Raw genomic sequence first — 14,167 nt, forward strand, 5'->3', positions numbered from 1 at the left:
TCAATCATATTGCCGAAACCACACACCAACCACCCAAAGGCAGCTGATGCCAAAACAGTCACAACAATCTATATGCATGACACACTGTTGAGTTCTCAAACATCAAACACTCCGAAGTTCCCCGTTGCCGGTTCGTCTTCGCGCTGATGGTTTATCTAATCACAATCCGGATCCCGGTCTGTACCAGGCCCACAAGGCCTGCTTTTCGGACTGGCATCCGATCTGACTGCGATCGAGATGGTGTTCGCTGGGGCCGGTAGCCCGGAGCCGATCGGCTCCTTGCTTCCCGCCGCACCCGGCGACATGCAGAACATTACGACACTCCCCCGGAGAGCACAAATCCGGGGGGCGTGACCCGGGCCACACTGCCTCTGGAGGCGTCTCTCAGCGCACGCGTACGCCTGCGAAACGCTTCTTTCCACGCCTGAGAACCAGCCAGGAGGACCCGATCAGGTCGCTCGTGGTCGGCGTGAAACCGGGGTCGTCGACGCGGACGTTGTTGAGGTACGCGCCGCCCTCGGCAACCGTCCGGCGCGCTTCACCCTTCGACGCGGCGAGTCCAGTGAGGGTCAGCAGCTCGACCACGTCGGGGATCCCCGCGGCGCCGTCCACCTCGACGGCGCCGGCCTCCCCCAGTGCGGCGCCCAGCGTCACCGCGGACAGCGCCGTGATGTCGCCCCCTCCGAAGAGAGCGGCGGCTGCCGTCTTGGCCTGCTCGGTCTCGACCGAGCCGTGGACCAGCGTGGTGACCTCGTCGGCAAGCAGCTTCTGTGCCTCACGCAGGAACGGCTTCTCCGCATGCCGCGCCTCCAACGCCTCGATCTCCTCGCGGGACACGAAGGTGAAGGTCTTGATCAGCTCGATGACCTTCTCGTCCTCGACGTTGAGCCAGAACTGGTGGAAGGCGTAGGGCGCCATCAGCTTGGGATCCAGCCAGAGCGCTCCGCCCTCGGTCTTGCCGTACTTCGTGCCGTCGGCCTTGGTGATCAACGGGGTCGCGAACGCATGGGCGTGACCACCGTCGGCTCGCCGGATGAGCTCGACGCCGCCGGTGAGGTTGCCCCACTGGTCGGACCCCCCGAACTGGAGCGTGACGCCGTGGTCGCGGAACAGGGTCAGGAAGTCCATCGACTGCAGCAGCACGTAGGAGAACTCGGTGTAGCTGATCCCTGACTCGAGCCGGCGCTTCACCGTCTCGCGCCCCAGCATCCGGTTCACCGGGAAGTGCTTGCCGATGTCGCGGAGGAAGTCGATCACCGAGAGGCCGGCTGTCCAGTCGTGGTTGTTCACCATCGTCGCCGCGTTGTCGCCCTCGAAGGAGAGGAACGGCTCGATCTGGCTGCGGACCCGTGCCGTCCAGTCCTGGACCGTGTCGAGCGAGTTGAGGGTCCGCTCCCCCGAGTCCCGCGGATCTCCGATCATCCCGGTCGCGCCTCCGACCAGGGCGAACGGCGTGTGCCCCGCGCGCTGGAGGCGCATGGCGGTCACGATCTGCACCAGGTTGCCCATGTGCAGGCTCGGCGCCGTGGGGTCGAAGCCGACGTAGTACCGGACGCTGCCCTCCGCAAGCGCCGCGCGAAGCGCGTCGCGGTCGGTGGACTCGGCCAGCAGGCCGCGCCACGCGAGATCATCAAGGAGGGTGGGGTCGACGGACACGTCGGTCCTTTCGGGTCGGAGCAAATTCGATCAGGTGCTGGAGCCAAGCCTGCCCCATCCGGCAGCGTGGCGCCGACAGGGTTCGGCGCACAGGCAATGGGTACCTTGCAGACATCATGGGCGGGACACAGGTGGACGGGCGCTACACACTCGACCGCGAGGTCGGTCGGGGAGCAAATGGCGCGGTCTGGCTCGGTCGCGACGAGCTCCTCGGACGCCAGGTCGCGGTGAAGCGGATCCGGCTGCTGCCCGGCCACACCGACGACCCGGCCCGTGCAGCACGCGAGGGGCGGCTCGCGGCACGGATCAACCACCCCCACGTCGTGGCGGTGTTCGACCTGGTGCAGACCGAGGACGCGCTCTGGCTGGTGATGGAGTACGTCGACGGTCCGTCCCTGTCGACCGCGATCAAGGAGCGCGGCCCGTTGACGCCCGACGCGGCGGCGCGCCTGCTGGAGCCGGTCGCGGACGCGCTGGTGGCAGCGCACGAACAAGGAGTCGTCCATCGCGACGTCAAGCCCTCGAACATCCTGGTGGGAGGCGACGGCAGCGCGAAGCTCTCGGACTTCGGCATCGCCCGCGGCGAGCAGGACGCGACGCTGACCCAGACCGGCCTGGTGACCGGGTCGCCGGCGTACCTCGCCCCCGAGGTCGCAACCGGCATCCAGGCAAGCCCCGCCAGTGACGTGTGGGCCTTCGGAGCGACCCTCGTCCACGTCCTGACCGGGCGGCCGCCGTACCACCTCGACAACGCGGAGAACGGCCCGCTCGCGGTGATCTACCGCATCGTCCACGGCGAACCGCCCCGGCCGGCCGAGGCGGGCTGGCTCGGCCCCCTGATCGCGATGACGATGACCGCCGACCCGGCCGCGCGCCCCTCGATGGCGGAGGTCCGTGACCACCTGCGTCGCGCCGACTCCGCAGCGACGGACACCGCGGCGCTCCCGGCGGCGCTCCCGATGGCCATCGCGGCGCCGTCCGGGCGCCGCCGGGTGGCGGCCACCGTGTTGACAGCCGCGTTCGTGGTGGCGACGCTCGTCGCCGCTCTCCTGCTGATCGGCCAGGGCGGCGGCGATCCGGGCCAGAACGCGGCCAACGGAGCCACCACCGGTTCGCCGGTCGCGGGCCGGACGGCCCGCGAGCTCGAGGACTTCGCCGAGACCTACGTACGGACGGCTGACCAGGACCCGGAAGCCGGATTCCGGATGCTCACCCCGGCGTACCAGGCCGAGAGCCCCGGCTATGCCGAGTTCTGGGGCCCCCTCCACTCGCCCACCATCACCGAGATCGCGGCCGACCCGGCGGCGATGACCGTGACGTACACCTACAGCTATCAGTTCCCGGGCCAGGGCAAGCGCACCGAAGAGGTGACCCTCCAGCTCGAGGAACAGGGCGGCGAGCTCCTGATCGCCGGCGCCCGAGCGGGATAGGTGTGGCGAACCCTCCGCAAGAACCGCGAATGTGGGTAGCCTCCGGCAGGTGAGCGAGTACGACGCCCGGTTGGCCGATCGCGTGCGCACACGCGGCGTGCTCTCCGCGGACGACGCCGCGCACCTCCTGCTGCCCGTCGCGGAGTCGCTCAGGGCGCTCCACGCCGGCGCTCGCGTGCATGGCGCCATCTCACCGACGGCCATCCACGTCGACGCCCTGGGACACGCCACCATTGCCGATCCGGGCGACGTGCCTGCCGATCCGGAATTCGCTCCACCGGACCCGACCTGGGGCCTCCGCCCCCATCCGGCGGCCGGCGACGTGTGGTCGTTCGCTGCTGTCCTGCTCCACGTGACCACCGGCCGACCGCCCTCGATCGACGACGCAGACCCGCGCCACGTCAGCTGGCTGGCTCCTCTCATCGAGCTGGCCCTGCACACCGATCCCCGTGACCGGCCGACCATGGCGGACGTCGCTGACTACCTCCGGGCCCGGGTCGCCGACCCTGCGCCCCCGCAGCGCCGGATCTCCGGGGGCGCGATGCTCCTGATCGGCGCGGCGCTCATCATCGGTCTCGCAGCGATCGGCGCCGCGCTTCTCTTCGGTGCGGACGACGAGCGTGTCCGGCAACCGACCGCGAACACCTCGCCTTCCGGCGCGGACGACTCCGTCACCGACGAGCCGACGGCGACCGCGTCCGCCGAGCCCGTCCCGGCAGCTGAGCTCGAGGACTTCGCACGGACCTACGTCGCCACGGCGAGCAGCGACCCCGACCGCGGGTTCGCGCTGCTCACCGGGACCTACCAACAGGCCAGCCCGCGCTACCGCGAGGTGTGGGGCGCGATCGAGGACCCCGAGATCCTCGAGGTGGACGGCGACCCCGACACGATGTCGGTCACCTACACCTACCGCTACCGCTTCAACGGGTCGCGGCGCACCGAGGACGTCACCCTGCGCCTGGTCCGGCAGGGCGAGCGGCTGCTCATTGCCGGCGCGTCGGGTCGCCTGCGCTGACGGCCGCGGCCACCTTGTCCGCCGAACCGGCGACGAACAGGTACTCCACGTTGCGGAGCCGACCGACGGCACCGACCCGCTCACCGGAGCGGTTGTGGATCCCGATCTGCGCGCCGACGTACCGCTTGCGGTCGAAGGCCAGCAACGCCACCTCGGCGTGGCCGGCGGCGCGCAACGACGTGGTCATCTCCTCAGGCGTGATCCAGGACTCGTCGTTGTAGGACACGACGACCACCTCGGCCCGGAGCCGGCCCAGGACATCGGCCAGCGCCGTCGGCATCGAGCGCTTGCTGTTGAAGACGCTGCTGCGCTCGCGGGTGTCGACGCGCTTGCAGGCGATGCCGTAGTGCTCGGGTTCGTCCCAGCGGACCAGGGTCTCCCAGATGTGGTAGTTCGCGAAGTAGCGGTGCTGGTTGTACGGCGGGTCGACGTACGCGAGGTCCACGGGACCGATCGCCTCGACGGTGTCCATGACGTCGCCGGTGAGGGTGCGGCCGGGACCGGGGAGCAGGTCGGGGCGGCGTAGCTCCAGCTCGGCGTGGGACCGGGGCGCCCACTGCTTGAGGTAGGCCATCTGGACGCCGGTGGTGGAGTCGACGCGATCAGCGGCCAACATCAGGCTGGTCAGCAGGATCGGACGCAAGGGGCTGCCGGGCGGGTGATCGCGCTCGATCACCTGGCGCACGGCGTCGATCCGCACGCCGTTCTTGGGCTGGAAGAAACGGGCCTGCTCGCAGAAGGTCTCCGTGAAGTAACCGTGCGTGCCGGGCAGGTCACTGAGCCGCGCGAGCTCGGCGTCCAGCAGGTCGTGGTCGACGAGGTCCGCGTCCGCGGCGATGTAGCAGTCGCTCAGCACCTCGGAGTACGACGCCACGTCGGCCGCGGTCACCTCGATCCCCCGCCGCTTGAACTCCTGGGCCACCCGGGTGGTCCCGGTGAACAGGTCCACCGCGGTGCGGGCCTCCGTCGCCACCGCCATGTCCCCCAGCGTCGGCACCAACGTGCGCTTCGAGCCGAGGTACTTGATCACAGCCGCAGCGTAGGCCGCGAGGACCCGCTGGTCCCGCAGGCGCCGGGCGGGGCGGTTGCGTGGCATGCTCGATCCATGGCTGAGACCCCTGTGCCGCTCGCGCCCCTCAGCGAGGACTGGCACCACGCGTTGTGCATCGTCGCCCACCCCGATGACATGGAGTTCGGGGCCGCAGCCGCGGTCGCACGCTGGACCGGCCAGGGCAAGACGGTGACCTACTGCATGGTGACCAGCGGCGAGGCCGGCATCGACGGTCTCCACCCGGACGAGTGCCGCACGGTGCGCGAGGCCGAGCAGGTGACCTCCGCGGAGATCGTGGGCGTCGATGTCGTCGACTTCCTGCGCCAACCCGACGGAGTCCTCGAGTACGGCGTCGCGCTCCGTCGTGATCTCGCGGGCGTCGTACGACGGCATCGGCCGGACATCGTGATCACCGGCAACTTCCATCCCACCTGGGGCGGGCGCAACCTCAACCAGGCCGACCACATCGCCGTCGGGCGGGCGGTCCTGGATGCGGCGCGTGACGCCGGCAACCGGTGGATCTTCGCCGAGCAGCTGACCGACGGCCTCGAGCCGTGGGGCGGCGTACGAGAGGTGTGGGCCTTCGGCTCCCCGGAGTCGACGCACGCTGTCGACACGACGACGACCTTCGACGCCGGTGTCGAGTCGCTCAAGGCCCACGCGGCGTACATCGACGGCCTCGGGTGGGAGAACTGGGATCCGAGGGAGTTCCTCGAAGGCATGGCGCGCGCCACGGGTTCGCGCCTGGGTGTGGCGTTCGCCGCGCCCTTCGAGGTGTTCCCCCTGGGTTGGGGCGAATGATCGGTTCGCCCGCACTAGGGTGATGCCGCCGTACCTTGGGGCGGTAGCTCAGTCGGTCAGAGCAGAGGACTCATAATCCTTGGGTCGTGGGTTCGAGCCCCACCCGCCCCACCGTGCTAGAACCTGTTCCACTTCCGTGAGATCCTGAACGCTCCCTCACTCCCATGGAGCGCTGCTGTGCGTCGTACCGCCACCATCCTGCTGTCCCTGTGTGCGTCCGTCAGCACGCTGCTGATCGCGTCGCCGACGCAGGCAGACACGAAGCTGCCCGTCTCGTACAACTTCCTCCTCAGCGCGGTCAGCGGGGGTGGCGAGCTCACCGGCACCGCGCCCGGTGCGAACAACTGGTCCTGCAAGCCGACCGCGACGCACCCGCTGCCCGTCGTGCTCGTCCACGGGACCCTCGGCAACGGCAGCACGAACTGGCAGACCTACGGGCCCCTGCTGGCCAATGAGGGCTACTGCGTCTACTCGTTCACCTACGGCGCACCGGCGAGCCTGCCGCCGATCTTCGGAGGGCTCGGCCCGATGGAGGCGTCGGCCGCGCAGCTGGCGTCGTTCGTCACCAAGGTGCGGACCGCGACCGGCGCCGCGAAGGTCGACCTGGTCGGCCACTCCCAGGGAACCCTGATGCCCAACTACTACGCGAAGTTCCTGGGCGGCGCGCGGTACATCAATGCGTACGTCTCGCTCGCGCCCGTGTGGCACGGCACCGCGCTCGCCTCCGTCCTGCCCTTGCTCTCCACCGTGTTCGGCGTTCCCGAAGGCGGATTCCCGGTCTGTGGCGCGTGTGCGCAGTTCGCGACCGGCTCGGCGTTCATGGCCAGGATGCGCGAAGGTGGCGTCGCCGTGCCGGGCGTGAAGTACACCAACATCATGACCAACCATGACGAGCTGGTGGTTCCCTACACCAGCGGTCGCGAGGCAGGGATGACCAACATCGTCGTCCAGGACAAGTGCGGGATCGACCTCTCCGAGCACTTCGAGATCGCCGCCGACCCGGTCGCGGCGGCGTACGTCCTCAACGCCCTCGACCCGGCGCACCCGCGTCCGATCCCCTGCACCCTCGTCCTGCCCTTCACCGGCCCGCTCGCCTGAGTCCGGAACGGCACTCGGGTCTGGAACCATGGCCCGCGTGGACACCCTGCGCTCGTTGGCCCTGTTCGTCGCGGCCGCGCTGGCCGAGATCGGCGGCGCGTGGCTCGTGTGGCAGGGCGTGCGCGAGCACATGGGTTGGATCTGGATCGGCGCCGGCGTCATCGCCCTCGGCCTCTACGGGTTCGTCGCGACCCTCCAGCCGGACGCCCACTTCGGTCGGATCCTCGCCGCCTACGGCGGGGTGTTCGTGGCCGGCTCACTCGCGTGGGGCATGGCCATGGACGGCTTCCGCCCCGACAGGTACGACGTCACCGGCGCACTGATCTGCCTGGTCGGTGTCGCGGTGATCATGTACGCACCGCGCGGGGCGTAGCGCCGACGGGCGAGGGATCCAGCAGCGACCCGAGCCAGTCGGCCGGGGCAGCGCCCCAGACCTTGCGCTGGTCGGCGGTCATCGTCGCCACGCACCGACGCCAGGACTCGACCCGCGCCAGGCGTGCCAGCTGGAGCGCCGAAGGCAGGACAGCTCGCAGGGTGGCAGCCGGTACGACGTCGCTCCACACCTCGATCGCTGCATCAGCGATGCGCCACAACCGGGCGTCGTCGGGGCCAGCGCCGAGCTCGTGGCGCGCAGCATCCAGCGGCACCAGCAGGTTGCCGAGCGGCTCCCCCAGCACCGCGTCACCGAAGTCGAAGAACCGCAGGCGTCCGTCGGCGAGGACCACGTTGGACGGATGCAGGTCGTTGTGGACCAGGGTGGACGGCAGGTCGACCTCCTCGACCAGGTCAGCCCAGACCTCGACCGTGGGCAACAGGTCCTGGAGCCGAGCCGCGACGTCCGGTTCGAGGCGCCGGGGATCCCCGCTCTCCAACGCGGCCAGGCGACCCACCGCGTTGGCCACGTAGGTCGTGGCATCCGCCGGCGAGAGGACCGTGAGCCCCCAACCACCGGCCGTCGCCGTGGCGCGCCGCTGCAGGGCAGCCGCGTCCGCCACCATGCGGCACCACAGGTCGACGTCGGCTGTGCGTCCCTGCTCACGCACGGTGGGGCCCACGTCAGCAGTGAGCAACAGGTCGCGCTCGGGATCGGCGGCGAGCACCGGGACGACGTACTCGGGGCCAACCTCGGCAAGGCCACGGACGACCTGGGCCTCGTGGGCCTGGCCGGGACAGTTCTGCTTGGCGTACGCCGTCGTCGTACCGACGGTGACCCGCCACACCGCCGACCACGGCCGGTCGGCCAGGCGCTCGATGCGGTCAGGTTCGCCGACCGCACCGCGGACGAAGGAGCACAGGTCGGCGAGGAACTCCCCGGTTCCCCACACGGCGCTGGTCCACGTGCTCACCAGCGCAGCGTGACCCACGCCGCGGCCGGACGCCACCGGTTTGCGGTCGTGGGACACGCCGGTCGCACTCAGCGGCCGGGCATCACTCCCCCGGGCGGGGCGCCGCCGGGGAAGCTGCCACCCGGTCCACCCCCGCCGAACTCGATGCGGTCGCCGCCCTGGTCGTCGGTGTCGGCCGAGGGGAGCTCGGCGCCGAGGTCCGCCAGCACCACCTCCGCGCCGGCGTCGAGCCCGTCGATGATCTCGACCTCGGTGTTGCCGACGATCCCCGTGGTGACCCGCGTCCGTTGGGCCACCCCGGCCTCCACGACGGTCACGGCACCGTCGACCACCGCCGACGCCGGCACGGTGACGACGTGCTCGGCGCTGCCGACGACCACGGCCACGGAGGCCGGGAGGCCGTCGGGCAGGGACAGGCCGCGTTCGTCGAGAGTCACCTCGACCGCGTACGACGGATCCTCTCCCGACGTCGTGCTGGTGGCCGGGACGTTGTCGACCCTGGTGATCGATCCCTCGAGCGCCTCGCTCGCTCCGGCCGCCGTCACCTCGACCCCGGTGCCCGCGGTCAACTGAGCCGCCTGCGTGGCCGTGACGTCGAGCGACACGGTCGTCAGGCCGGGCGCGACGACGATCGCGACCGTGTCGCCACTGGCGACTGCGTCGCCCGGGGCCACAGCGAGGGACACGACCTTTCCGGCAGCAGGTGCCCGCACCACAGCTGCCCGAAGACTGGCGCGCGCCGAGGCCAGCTCGGCTGCCGAACGGTCGATGCTGGCCTGGTCCTGGGCGAGCGTCGCGGCGGTCACCGTGCGCCCGGCGGGACTCGCGGTCGGAGCGGCACTGCCACTGTCCGATCCGCTCGAGCCGTTGTCTCCTGTGCTGGGGGCAGAGGCGCCGGTGTCGGTGTCCGGGGCAGCCGGGACCTCCGTCTCCACCTCGGCCAGCGCCTTCGTCAGCGTGTCGCCGAGCGACTCGAGGGCGCCCTGGAGACTCGTCTGGGCGGTCGCGGTCGCTGCCTGTGCCGATTGCACCGCAGCCAGGGCCGCCTGGCACTCGTCGCTGACTTCGCTGGACGGTTCGAAGCCCTCCGGGTCTGTGTCGCTCTCACCCTCCGTCGCGTCCTCGGTCGGCTCGGCAGGCGTTTCGGGCACCGCACACACCTGCTGCTGGGTCGTGAGCGCCTCCGCGCCAGCGGCCAGTGCGGCGCTGGCCGCTGCTTGGGCCGCGATCACCGCGTCCTGCTGCTCTGCCAGCTGGGCCAGGAGAGCCGTGTTCGCGGGTTCAGTCGAGCCGCTGCCGCGCGTGGCTCCAGCCGATGGCTCAGGGGTCGTCGCCGCGCGCGGATCCGGGTCGGTCGTGGACGCGGTGGCGGTGGACACCGCGCTGGTCTGGGCGTCGCGATCATCCGCGAGCTGCGCCTTCGCCGTTGCGAGGTCGGACTTCGCCCGATCGAGGGCAGCCCGAAGCGTCGCGCGGTCCAGCACCGCGATCACGTCGCCCCTGGCCACCGGGTCCCCCTGCTCGACGGGCACCTTCGCGACGATTCCGCTGGTGCCGAAGGCCAGATCGGAGCGGCCACTCGACTCGACCACCCCGGTCAGGTCGAGCACCTGGTCGACGTCGCCGACGGTGGCCGCAACAGTGCGGTACTGCGCTGCCTCGTCGGCCACGGCGCCGTACGCCGCAATGCCGGTGGCCGCCAGCGCGAGGGCAGCCAGGGGCAGCGCAACGCGGCGGGTCCGCATCAACGCCCGCACTGGTCGTTCACCGCGTCACTGACCTGGATCGTCTCGGCGGTCACCGCGCCGGCATCGTCGGCATCGCCGTCCACACGTACGCAACGGCCGACCGTCAACGCGGTCGCATCCGAGGCGACCTGCTTCGTGTAGGTGGTCTCGCCACCGACGGTCACGGTCACTTCCCCGTCGGTCCCCTTCACGACGAAGCCTGTGGCGGTCACGGCGGTGACCTCGCCGTTGGCTCCGAACCCACCCATCCGGCCACCGTCGGGCATCCCCGAGGGGCGGTCGGTGGGCAGGTCCGTCGGAAGATCGCTGGGCAGGTCCGTCGGCATGCCGGACGGTCGCTCGCCTCCGCCCGGTCCCCCGCCGAACATGCCGACGACGTCGCAGCCGTCGTCTCCAGCGGCCACGAGGGACACCGACGCGGCATCGACCTCGGTCGGCGGAGCGCTCTCGGTCGTGGAGCCGTCCCCCGTCCCTGCACTTCGTACGACGACACACGCACCGGTCCTGACATCGGCCAGCGTGCCGACGGCCTGGTCGGTCACCGTCGTGGCGTCCGTGACCGTCACGGCGACCTGCCCGGCCATCTGGCTGCGGACCTGGAGGGTGTCGCCGTCGACGGCCGCGATCTCGCCGAACGTTCCCGGCATCCGACCGGGTGCCCCCGCGGGCGCGCCGACGGCACCGTTGGAGCTCGCGGCAGTCGCCGGATCGTTCGCGGCGTCATCGCTGCCGCAGCCGACCAGAAGTCCGGCCAGGGCGACGCCCGTGGCCAGAGCACCGATCGGTCGCAACGGGAGGACAAGGAGGTTCAGTGACATGGGAGTCGCTTTCTTCTGCGGGTCTCGGGAATCAGCCATGGGAATCACTCGCTGCGGAGCGCGTCGATGGGGGTGAGTCGGGCAGCCCGTGTCGCCGGGTAGACGCCGAAGCCGATGCCCAGGGCCAGTGCGGTGGCGAGCGCCGCGACCGTCGCGACTGCCGAGATGGCCACGGCCTGGTCGATGAATCGCGGCAGCACCTGCGCACCGACGACACCGATGAGGACGCCCACGACACCGCCGGTGAGTCCGAGCAGCGACGCCTCGACGAGGAACTGGCGCCGGATCACTCCCGGTGCCGCACCGAGCGCCTTGCGCAGCCCGATCTCGCGGACGCGTTCGGTCACGGAGACCAGCATGATGTTCATGACGCCGATGCCGCCGACGAGCAGTGAGATGCCGGCCACGCCGCCGAGCAGCACCGTGAAGGTCCGGTTGGTCTCGTTCGCGGTCTCCACGAGCGACGCCTGGGTCGCGATCGAGAAGTCCGCCTCACTGGTCGTCACGCCGTGCCGGTTGACCAGCAGCGCCTGCACTTCCTGGTAGGCGGCCGACAGCATGTCCTCACTGGTGGCCTCCACGTAGATCGTCGAGACCGTGTCGGCCGTACTGCCCGTCAGCCGGCTGGAGGTCGCGGCCGGTGTGACCGCGAGGTCGTCCTCGCTGGACCCGCTCGCTGACGCCCCGGACGAGGTGAGCACTCCGATCACGGTCAGCCGGGTCCCGTTGACGCTCACCTGCTGCCCCACCGGGCTCCGCCTCCCGAACAGCTCGGACGCCGTGTCGGGCCCGAGCACGACGACTGCTGCGCCCTGCTCGGCTTCGGCACCCGTGAAGAACCGGCCCGCCGAGAGCTCCCTGCTGCGTACCCGGGGCCACGCGGTCGACGTACCGACCAGGGACGTCGTCCAGTTGGTGTCACCGTTGACCAGCGCCACCGAGCTCGTGCTCGCCGGCGCAACGGCGGCCGCATCGGGAACGACGTCGGGGTCGGCGATCGCCCTGGCGTCCGCGAAGGTGAGGGTCGAGGCCGAGCCGAAGCCGCCCCGCATGCCCGAGCTGCTGGTGCTGCTGCCCGGGGACACGATGAGCAGGTTCGAGCCGAGGGCATCGATCTGCTCCTCGACCTCGCGTTGGGCACCCTGGCCGAGGCCGACGGTGAGGATCACCGAGGAGATGCCGATGACGATGCCGAGGACGGTCAGGGCGGAGCGCAGCCGGTGCGCACGGATCGCGGACAGCCCGGACCGAACCGTTTCCCACCAGCTCATCGCGCACCTGCAGGGGCGGCCGACCGGAGTCGGTCGCTGGTGATCAGTCCGTCGTCGATGACCAGGTTGCGACCGGCGCGGGCGGCGACATCGGGCTCGTGGGTGATCAGCACGATCGTGCGACCCGCGTCATGGAGCTCGTCGAACAGCCCGAGCACGTCGCGGCTGGACGCGGAATCCAGGTTGCCCGTCGGCTCGTCGGCGAGCAGCAGGTCCGGCTCGGTCACCAGGGCACGTGCGACAGCGACCCGTTGCTGCTGGCCACCCGACAGCTCGCCGGGCCGGTTGGCCAGCCGGTCGGCCAGGCCGACCCGCGCGAGCGCGGCCTCGGCGCGTTCGCGGCGTTGGGCGCGAGGCACGCCGGCGTAGATGAGCGGGAGCTCGACGTTGCGCCAGGCCGGCATCGACGCGAGCAGGTGGAACTGCTGGAACACGAAGCCGATCCGCCGGTTGCGGATCGCCGCCAATGCCGCCTCGTCGAGCTCGGACGTGTCGTCGCCGGCGAGCACGTAACGGCCCTCCGTCGGCACGTCGAGACAGCCGAGCAGGTTCATCAGGGTCGACTTGCCGGAGCCGGACGGGCCGATCACGGCGACGTACTCCCCCGTCTCGACGGTGATGTCGATCCCGCGCAGCGCCTCGAACTCGACCGACCCGGAACGGTAGGTCTTGCGCACCCCGTCGAGCTCGATGAGGGCGCTCACTGGCCGCCGCCGGGACCCTGGATGAAGCCGCCCGGAGGCATCTGGCCACCCTGCTCGAACCGTTCGCGCATCTGCTCCTGCAGCTCCTGCATCTCCTGGTCGCCGCCACCACCGCCCGGACCGGAGAACCCGGGCACCACGACCACGTCGCCCGCGACCAACCCGGACACCACCTCGGTGGCCATCCCGCTGATCTCGCCGATCTCGATCTCGGTGCGGGTGGACTCACCCGTGGCCGCGTCGGTGACCTTCTCGACGTACGTCTTGTCGCCGTCGTTCTGCACGGCGCGGCTGTCCACGGTCAGCACGTCCGCTCGCTGGCTGACGATGATCGACAGGTCCGCCGACGTACCGGCGAACAGGTCGTCACGCTCGTCGGTGATCGCGATCGTCACCGGGAACACAGCGGCGCCGTTCGAGTCGGTCTCGGCGACGAGTCCAACCTCCTCGACGGTGCCGTAGACGGTCCCGTCGACACCGCTGACGCTGACCTCGGCCTGGAGTCCGTCCGTCACCCTTTCGAGGTCGCCGCTCGCCACCGACGCCTCGACCACGAAGCGCCCTGTGGAGACCACGGTGATGGTGCCGGTGGCCGGGTCGGTGGTGTCGGTGCTGCCACCTGCTCCGCCTGCGCTCCCGACCGTGTCGTCGACCTCGAGGCCGACGGCGGTGACGGTGCCTGCCGTGGTCGACCGGAGGACCGCGTCGGACACCGCTTCCCTGGCCTGAGCGAGGCTCGACTCGGCCGCCGCCACGGCCGCCTCGTCAGCGGCGGTCTGCTCGTCGGAGGAACCGTCGGAGAGGTGCTCGGACTGGGCTGCCTGTGCGGCGTCGAGGGCGCTCTCAGCGGCAGCGAGCTCGGCCTGCAGGACCGTGTCGTCGATGGCCGCGAGCTTCTGGCCGTTGCGGACCGTGTCGCCGGGCTCCACGAAGACGTCGGTGACGGTGCCGTTGACCGGGAACGACAGGTCTGCGGTGGTCTCTGCCGCCACCGTGCCGCTGGCGGTCACCGTCTCCTTCAGCGTCTGGGTCGCGACGGTCGCCGTGGTCGAGGCAGCCGCCGCGGGGGCGTCGTCACGCAGGAGCAGCCACGCTCCCGCCGCGCCCGAGAGCGCGACGAGAGCGGTGAGGACGAACACGAGTCGGCGCGGGCGGCGCCACGGTGGGCGCACGCGCTGGAGCAGTCGGGTCACGAGCCCGACCCTCACAGCGCGGACTGTGATGTCGTT

Annotated in this window: 13 protein-coding genes and 1 tRNA gene; 6 read left to right on the forward strand and 8 right to left on the reverse strand. The window is 70.7% G+C overall.

Annotation, left to right across the window (positions count from 1 at the left end; genetic code table 11):
- Positions 1-384: 384 nt before the first annotated feature.
- The gene (tyrS, locus tag ASD84_RS24310) at positions 385-1,656 is read right to left on the reverse strand and encodes a tyrosine--tRNA ligase (RefSeq protein WP_056716941.1); all 1,272 of its coding nucleotides are present in this window, start codon (positions 1,654-1,656) and stop codon (positions 385-387) included.
- Between the two features lie 116 nt (positions 1,657-1,772).
- Here tyrS and ASD84_RS24315 point away from each other — a divergent pair, with 116 nt between their 5' ends.
- Together ASD84_RS24315 and ASD84_RS24320 are read left to right on the forward strand one after the other, a co-directional pair.
- Entirely contained in the window at positions 1,773-3,086 is a 1,314-nt protein-coding gene (locus tag ASD84_RS24315; RefSeq protein WP_082574021.1) for a serine/threonine-protein kinase, read from the forward strand.
- A 49-nt stretch (positions 3,087-3,135) separates the two neighbouring features.
- Entirely contained in the window at positions 3,136-4,101 is a 966-nt protein-coding gene (locus ASD84_RS24320) for a hypothetical protein (protein WP_056716945.1), read from the forward strand.
- Here the strand turns inward: ASD84_RS24320 and ASD84_RS24325 are convergent.
- A complete protein-coding gene (locus ASD84_RS24325) occupies positions 4,070-5,197 on the reverse strand; it encodes a DNA adenine methylase (RefSeq protein ID WP_200954670.1) in 1,128 nt (375 codons plus the stop codon). The genes ASD84_RS24320 and ASD84_RS24325 overlap by 32 nt on opposite strands.
- Positions 5,198-5,206: 9 nt before the next feature.
- Here ASD84_RS24325 and ASD84_RS24330 point away from each other — a divergent pair, with 9 nt between their 5' ends.
- The 4 genes from ASD84_RS24330 to ASD84_RS24345 all read left to right on the forward strand — a co-directional run bounded on the left by ASD84_RS24330 (position 5,207) and on the right by ASD84_RS24345 (position 7,424).
- Positions 5,207-5,953 (forward strand): PIG-L deacetylase family protein, encoded by a 747-nt coding sequence (locus ASD84_RS24330; RefSeq protein ID WP_056716947.1) that lies wholly within the window; start codon positions 5,207-5,209, stop codon positions 5,951-5,953.
- 37 nt (positions 5,954-5,990) lie between these two features.
- Positions 5,991-6,064 (forward strand) — tRNA-Ile (locus ASD84_RS24335).
- A 66-nt stretch (positions 6,065-6,130) separates the two neighbouring features.
- The gene (locus ASD84_RS24340; RefSeq protein WP_056716950.1) at positions 6,131-7,051 is read left to right on the forward strand and encodes an esterase/lipase family protein; all 921 of its coding nucleotides are present in this window, start codon (positions 6,131-6,133) and stop codon (positions 7,049-7,051) included.
- Between the two features lie 37 nt (positions 7,052-7,088).
- The gene (locus tag ASD84_RS24345) at positions 7,089-7,424 is read left to right on the forward strand and encodes a YnfA family protein (RefSeq protein ID WP_156392203.1); all 336 of its coding nucleotides are present in this window, start codon (positions 7,089-7,091) and stop codon (positions 7,422-7,424) included.
- Here the strand turns inward: ASD84_RS24345 and ASD84_RS24350 are convergent.
- From ASD84_RS24350 to ASD84_RS24375, 6 genes are all read right to left on the reverse strand, one after another.
- Positions 7,399-8,397: a phosphotransferase gene (locus ASD84_RS24350; RefSeq protein WP_162251592.1), complete on the reverse strand. Its 999-nt coding sequence runs from the start codon at positions 8,395-8,397 to the stop codon at positions 7,399-7,401. The two genes, ASD84_RS24345 and ASD84_RS24350, sit on opposite strands and share 26 nt — an antisense overlap.
- A 68-nt stretch (positions 8,398-8,465) precedes the next feature.
- Positions 8,466-10,142: a biotin/lipoyl-binding protein gene (locus tag ASD84_RS24355; protein WP_056716955.1), complete on the reverse strand. Its 1,677-nt coding sequence runs from the start codon at positions 10,140-10,142 to the stop codon at positions 8,466-8,468.
- Positions 10,142-10,963, reverse strand: a complete 822-nt coding sequence (locus ASD84_RS24360) for a DUF5666 domain-containing protein (protein ID WP_056716957.1) — start codon at positions 10,961-10,963, stop codon at positions 10,142-10,144. The genes ASD84_RS24355 and ASD84_RS24360 overlap by 1 nt, the downstream gene beginning before the upstream one ends.
- Before the next feature lie 44 nt (positions 10,964-11,007).
- On the reverse strand, positions 11,008-12,234 hold the full coding sequence (locus ASD84_RS24365) for an ABC transporter permease (protein WP_056716959.1): 1,227 nt from the start codon (positions 12,232-12,234) through the stop codon (positions 11,008-11,010).
- Positions 12,231-12,938: an ABC transporter ATP-binding protein gene (locus ASD84_RS24370; RefSeq protein ID WP_056716961.1), complete on the reverse strand. Its 708-nt coding sequence runs from the start codon at positions 12,936-12,938 to the stop codon at positions 12,231-12,233. Before ASD84_RS24370 ends, ASD84_RS24365 begins: the two co-directional genes overlap by 4 nt.
- Positions 12,935-14,131, reverse strand: a complete 1,197-nt coding sequence (locus ASD84_RS24375; RefSeq protein WP_056914086.1) for an efflux RND transporter periplasmic adaptor subunit — start codon at positions 14,129-14,131, stop codon at positions 12,935-12,937. Before ASD84_RS24375 ends, ASD84_RS24370 begins: the two co-directional genes overlap by 4 nt.
- Positions 14,132-14,167: the final 36 nt, after the last annotated feature.

The organism is Nocardioides sp. Root682 (assembly GCF_001427795.1).
Lineage (GTDB): Bacteria > Actinomycetota > Actinomycetes > Propionibacteriales > Nocardioidaceae > Nocardioides.

What these genes read in the sequence shown, in the direction of transcription:
- ASD84_RS24330 (WP_056716947.1), top strand. Translation starts at nt 5,207, where the DNA reads ATGGCTGAGACCCCTGTGCCGCTCGCGCCCCTCAGCGAGGACTGGCAC.
- ASD84_RS24325 (WP_200954670.1), bottom strand. Translation starts at nt 5,197, where the DNA reads ATGCCACGCAACCGCCCCGCCCGGCGCCTGCGGGACCAGCGGGTCCTC.
- ASD84_RS24315 (WP_082574021.1), top strand. Translation starts at nt 1,773, where the DNA reads ATGGGCGGGACACAGGTGGACGGGCGCTACACACTCGACCGCGAGGTC.
- ASD84_RS24365 (WP_056716959.1), bottom strand. Translation starts at nt 12,234, where the DNA reads ATGAGCTGGTGGGAAACGGTTCGGTCCGGGCTGTCCGCGATCCGTGCG.
- ASD84_RS24355 (WP_056716955.1), bottom strand. Translation starts at nt 10,142, where the DNA reads ATGCGGACCCGCCGCGTTGCGCTGCCCCTGGCTGCCCTCGCGCTGGCG.
- ASD84_RS24360 (WP_056716957.1), bottom strand. Translation starts at nt 10,963, where the DNA reads ATGTCACTGAACCTCCTTGTCCTCCCGTTGCGACCGATCGGTGCTCTG.